This is a genomic window from uncultured Limnohabitans sp., from assembly GCF_937889215.1.
Lineage (GTDB): Bacteria > Pseudomonadota > Gammaproteobacteria > Burkholderiales > Burkholderiaceae_C > Limnohabitans_A.
Window position 1 is genome coordinate 1 of the sequence record NZ_CALBEX010000038.1, and the last position, 5,209, is coordinate 5,209.

The 5,209-nt window shown below is 62.1% G+C and carries 6 protein-coding genes; 2 read left to right on the top strand and 4 right to left on the bottom strand.

Translation table 11 applies throughout. The features are described from left to right. Positions 1–41: 41 nt before the first annotated feature. The 4 genes from Q0341_RS00930 to Q0341_RS00945 all read right to left on the bottom strand — a co-directional run bounded on the left by Q0341_RS00930 (position 42) and on the right by Q0341_RS00945 (position 3,533). Positions 42–1,280, bottom strand: a complete 1,239-nt coding sequence (locus Q0341_RS00930; RefSeq protein WP_299509943.1) for an NAD(P)/FAD-dependent oxidoreductase — start codon at positions 1,278–1,280, stop codon at positions 42–44. Between the two features lie 73 nt (positions 1,281–1,353). Then, positions 1,354–1,782: a YidB family protein gene (locus Q0341_RS00935; RefSeq protein ID WP_299509944.1), complete on the bottom strand. Its 429-nt coding sequence runs from the start codon at positions 1,780–1,782 to the stop codon at positions 1,354–1,356. A gap of 115 nt (positions 1,783–1,897) precedes the next feature. Continuing rightward, positions 1,898–2,698, bottom strand: a complete 801-nt coding sequence (gene cobA, locus Q0341_RS00940; RefSeq protein WP_299509945.1) for a uroporphyrinogen-III C-methyltransferase — start codon at positions 2,696–2,698, stop codon at positions 1,898–1,900. Positions 2,699–2,843: 145 nt separating this feature from the next. Further along, a complete protein-coding gene (locus Q0341_RS00945) occupies positions 2,844–3,533 on the bottom strand; it encodes a substrate-binding domain-containing protein (protein ID WP_299509946.1) in 690 nt (229 codons plus the stop codon). Positions 3,534–3,658: 125 nt separating this feature from the next. Here Q0341_RS00945 and tsaD point away from each other — a divergent pair, with 125 nt between their 5' ends. Together tsaD and Q0341_RS00955 are read left to right on the top strand one after the other, a co-directional pair. Continuing rightward, the gene (tsaD, locus tag Q0341_RS00950) at positions 3,659–4,708 is read left to right on the top strand and encodes a tRNA (adenosine(37)-N6)-threonylcarbamoyltransferase complex transferase subunit TsaD (RefSeq protein WP_299509947.1); all 1,050 of its coding nucleotides are present in this window, start codon (positions 3,659–3,661) and stop codon (positions 4,706–4,708) included. Between the two features lie 116 nt (positions 4,709–4,824). Beyond that, positions 4,825–5,209 (top strand): ABC transporter substrate-binding protein (locus tag Q0341_RS00955; RefSeq protein WP_299509948.1); only part of this gene is annotated, 385 nt, incomplete at its 3' end.

The window sequence follows — 5,209 nt, forward strand, 5'->3', positions numbered from 1 at the left end:
GCCAGCAAAGCCTGAGATTATAGCCCCGAATCCTTCTGGTTTCACTGGAGATTGTGGCTCTGTCGGCGCTCTGCCAAGGCCAGCGCGCAGGCATGGGCGCTGGCCCAGGCCCACTGGAAGTTGTAGCCGCCCAGCCAGCCGGTCACATCGATCACCTCGCCAATGAAATACAAGCCCGCTTGCTTGGACTCCATGGTTTGCGAGGACACATCGCGCGTGTCCACCCCACCCAGCGTGACTTCGGCTTTTTTGTAGCCCTCGCTGCCATTGGGTGTCAGCTGCCAGTTAGACAGGTCCTCGGCCAATTTGTTCAGGGCCTTGTCGGGCACCTCGGCGGCAGTGCGCTGCAAGGCTGGGTCCTGGCTGACCCAGGCTTCGGCCAATCGGCTGGGCACCAAGCTGGCCAGTTCGTTGCCCAACAGTTTTTTGGAGCGCAGCTTGGCCTCTTGCAGGCGCTCGGGCAAATTCACCTCGGGGGCCAGGTTCAGGCGAATCGGGGTGCCTTCTTGCCAATAGCTTGAAATTTGCAATACACCCGGCCCAGACAAGCCCCGGTGCGTGAACAACAGGTCTTCGTCAAAGCGCATGCGGCTTTTTTTCTCGCCCGTCTCGATGCCCACGGGCAGGGCTAGCCCGGCCAACTGGGCGTAAGGTGCCCAGGCATCGCCGTCAAAGGTCAAGGGCACCAGGCCGGCGCGTCGCTCCACCAGGCGCAGGCCAAACTGGCTGGCAATGCGGTAGCCCCAGTCCGTTGCGCCGATTTTGGGGATCGACAAGCCACCTGACGCCACCACCATCGAAGTGGTTTGCAAGGTGCCATGGCTGGTGTCGAGTGTGTAGTGGGTGTGGTCTGCGGTGGGCGCTTCAACTGATTTCACGCTGCAGCCCGTGCGGATGTCTACACCGCCTGCTTCGCATTCGGCCAGCAGCATGCGGATGATGTCTTCGGCCGAGTGGTCACAAAACAGCTGACCTTTGTGCTTTTCATGGAAAGCAATGCCGTGCTTTTGCATCAGATCAATGAAGTCTTGCGGCGTGTAGCGCGACAGGGCTGAGCGGCAAAAGTGCGGGTTTTGGCTGATGAAGTGCTTTTGCGGGGCCGAGGCGTCGAGCAACCGGTTGGTGAAGTTGCAGCGACCGCCGCCAGAAATGCGGATTTTTTCAGCGATTTTGTCGCTGTGGTCGATGACCAGCACCTTCAGTCCGCGCTGGCCTGCCAAGCCCGCGCAAAACAAACCGGCAGCCCCGGCACCCACGATCACCACATCCCATGTATTCATGGGGCCAGAGTGTAGTGGGCGCGGGACGAAAAAACCGCCCCGAAGGGCGTTGTGATTGTTCTTTGGCAGCCGCTCAGGACTTCGTGAAGCCCTTGAGCATCCCCAAGCCCTGCGCCATCAAGTCGCCGCTGGGCAGCTGGCCATTGGGGGTGAGCTGGTCCACCAGGCCGGGCAGGCGCTCTGACAATGTAGAGGCCACATCGCCTGCAGACAGCCCCATTTTGCTGGCCACATCCTGCAACGGGCCTTGACCCAGCACGGACTGGATTTGTTCGGCCGAAATGGGCAAGTTGGTGTTGTTCGAAATCCATGAGGCCACCACATCACCGAGCCCGTTTTTTTGGAAGGCGCTGACCAGGCCGCTGATGCCGCCAATTTCTGGGTTGCTCAGCAAGCCACTCAGCATTTGCATCATGTTGTTGCCATCGACGCCGTTTTTGCCCGACATGGCCGAGATGGCTTGTTGTGCCACTTGGCCGGCGATTGAATCAAAAAGTCCCATGTATGTTTCCCTTGCTCGCGGTGAAAAGTACCGCGCGGAAAAGTCTAACGGTTGCATGGCCTCGATTCTGTTTTGACCGGTGCAAGGTGTTGGATTTTGTAATACGTCCGAGTTTTCAGGCTTGCAAAGCGGTGGTCAAGTTGTTGGGCAATGGGGTGCGCTGTGCGTCGGTCCACGCCCGAGCGCCTTGCACCACATCACCCACCACGATGATGCTGGGGCTTTGCAGGGCTTCACGCGCCATGGTGTTCGGCAGATCACCCAAGGTGGTCAGGGCTTGCCGTTGTTCCGGCAAGCTGGCGTGCTGGACGATGGCCACGGGCGTGTGGGCGGGCAAGCCCTGCAGCAAACCTTTATGGATGTGCGTCAGGCTGCGCACGCCCATGTAGATCACCAGGGTCAGCTTGGCCTGCTGGGCGGTGCGGGCCAGCAGAGGCCAATCGGTGCCGCTGTCGCCGGGCTTGGCGTGGCCGGTGACGAACACCACGCCATGCGCGTGCTCGCGGTGCGTCAGTGGTGCGCCCAGGCTGCTCAGGCCCGCCAGCCCCGAGGTGATGCCATTGACCACCGCCACGTCGATGCCGGCGGCGCGCAGGTGTTCGACTTCTTCACCGCCGCGGCCAAAGATGAACGGATCGCCGCCCTTGAGGCGCACCACACGCTCGCCTGCTTGCACGGCGGTGATCATGAGTTTGTCGATGAAAGCCTGCGGTGTGCTGGCGCATCCGCCTCGTTTGCCGACATGGATGATGCGGGCGCTGGGGGAGGCGTGTTCGAGCACCGCTTCATTGACCAGGTCGTCCACCAAAATGACGGTGGCGCTGGCGATGGCCCGAACGGCCTTGAGCGTGAGCAACTCCGGGTCGCCAGGGCCCGCACCGACGAGTGTGCAACTGGGGGAAATAAGAGGGGTCATGTCGAATCAGAAAATAGCGGTTGTCCCATTTTCTGATCGGCAGCCGGCGTCTACAAATACATATTTGGCATATGTCAAATGACGCACCAACAACCCACCAACACCCACGGTGGCCTGAGGCTGCCGTGTGGTGGGGGTGAGCCCGTCAGGCGGCGTGCATGCCGTGCTGCAGTTTCAAGGGGCTGCAGGCAGGCGATGCCCAAAATGCCAACAGGTTGCGCATGGCGTCGGGCTGCTGGCTGGTGCTGCTCACCCCTGCCGAAAAGGTGGTGGTGATCTGTACCGCATCTGGCAGGGGACCGAGCACGGTGATGCCGGCCACACCACGCATTTCGCTCAATTGCTGAAACCCCAAGGTCACCTCACCTTGCGCCACCAGGGCCCCCACGGGCACACCCGGTTGGGCTTGCACGATGCGGTCCTGGATGCGCTCGGTGATGCCCCAGCGATCGAACAGCTTGGCCAGTTGCACGCCGCTGGGCCCGGTGGAGTAACCCAGGCTGCGGGCGCTCAAAATGGCCGCCTTCAGCGCTTCTTCGGTCGAAATGTCGGGCGGCGTCAGCCCTGCAGGCACAGCCACTGCCACGCCCGAGCGCACCAAATCGACCCGGCTGCCCGTGAGCAGCTTGCCGTCAGCCATCAAGGTGTCGATGGCGTTGCTGGCCAGCACCACGCCGTCAAAGGCTTCGCCCGCTTGGACCCGCTTGGCCGCATCCACCCCGCCAACCGACTCGATCTGCACCTGTACGTCAGGAGCTTGAGCGTGGTACAGCGCCACCAAATCGGCGAGCAGGGGTTTGGTGGCCATGGAGGAAATGAGGCGCAGTGTGGTCATGTTTTTGGTTGGGGTAGGGTGGGCGCTGGTCCGCCATTGTTTGGCCAGTCTTGGCGTGTCATAAGTGTGCAGCGATTATGGCCAAGCGCTGGCCGCCCCTGCATGCCCCGCTTAAACTACCTGTTATGCAAATTTTGGGTATCGAATCTTCCTGCGACGAAACCGGTGTGGCCTTGGTGAAAACCACGGGCAGCGCCATGCCACGCTTGTTGTCGCACGCGCTTTACAGCCAGATCGAGATGCACCAGGCCTATGGCGGGGTGGTGCCCGAGCTGGCCAGCCGTGACCACATCCGAAGGGTGTTGCCGCTCACGCGCCAGGTGCTGGCCGAGGCCGGGGCCACATTGGCCGACATCGATGTGGTCGCCTACACGCGTGGCCCGGGGTTGGCTGGTGCTTTGCTGGTGGGTTCGGGCGTGGCGTGTGCTTTGGCGGCAGCTCTGGGCAAGCCGGTGCTGGGTGTTCACCATCTGGAAGGCCATTTGCTTTCGCCGTTTTTGAGTGCCGATCCGCCTGAATTCCCGTTCATTGCTTTGCTGGTGTCGGGTGGCCACACCCAGCTCATGCGCGTCGATGGTGTGGGCCGCTATGATTTGTTGGGCGAAACCATTGACGACGCCGCAGGCGAAGCCTTTGACAAATCGGCCAAGCTCATGGGCCTGCCTTACCCCGGCGGCCCTGGCCTGTCGCGCCTGGCCGAGCAGGGCAACCCAAGCGCCTACAAGTTGCCCAGGCCTTTGCTGCACAGCGGCGATTTGGACTTTTCTTTTGCCGGGCTCAAAACCGCAGTGCTCACCCAAAGTCAAAAGATTGGCCCTGCCGCCCACACCGAAGGCGCGCCTGAGCGGGCCGACCTGGCCGCATCGACCCAAGCCGCCATTGTGGAAGTGCTGGTCAAGAAATCGATGGCTGCGCTCAAGACCAGTGGCATGAAACGCCTGGTGGTGGCCGGGGGCGTGGGGGCCAACCGCGAGCTGCGCGCCCAGCTCAACGCCGCCTGCGCCAAAGCCCATGTGCGCGTGCATTACCCCGAGTTGCACCTGTGCACCGACAACGGCGCCATGATCGCGATGGCCGCAGCCATGCGCTTGCAATCCGGCGCGCAAACGGCCGAAGCGCGTTACAGCTTCGATGTGAAGCCCCGGTGGCCCTTGCACGAACTGGCCAGCGCTTGAATCCCCTGCGCAAGTCCTTTTTTAATGCGGGTTAACCCGACGGCGTGTGCCTTGGCTCGTTAAACTTCGGCCCTTTGCTTGCGCGCCACGGGTTTCGGCCTTGCGTCACACTGTTTATGGTTTCACTGTCTCTTTTCTCACGACGCGCTTGGGTGATCTGGGCCTTTGCCCTGTGTGGGGCCACTGCATACGCGCAGTCTCCCGCGCCCATTCGCTTGGCGCTGATCGAGGGCCTGAGCGGCCCCTTTGCCAATACGGGCGAGGCGGTGGTGCGCAACATCGCCTGGGCCGTGGAGCGGGTCAATGCCCGCGGCGGCGTCCAGACCGCGCAGGGCATGCGCCCCATGGCGCTGGCGCGCTACGACAGCAAAGGCCAAAGCGAAGAGGCTTTGTCGGCCCTCAAATCGGCCATCGACGACGGCGCGCAGGTCGTGTTGCAAGGCAACTCGTCGGCCAATGCGGCAGCGCTGATCGACGCCATCAACAAGCACAACGAGCGCG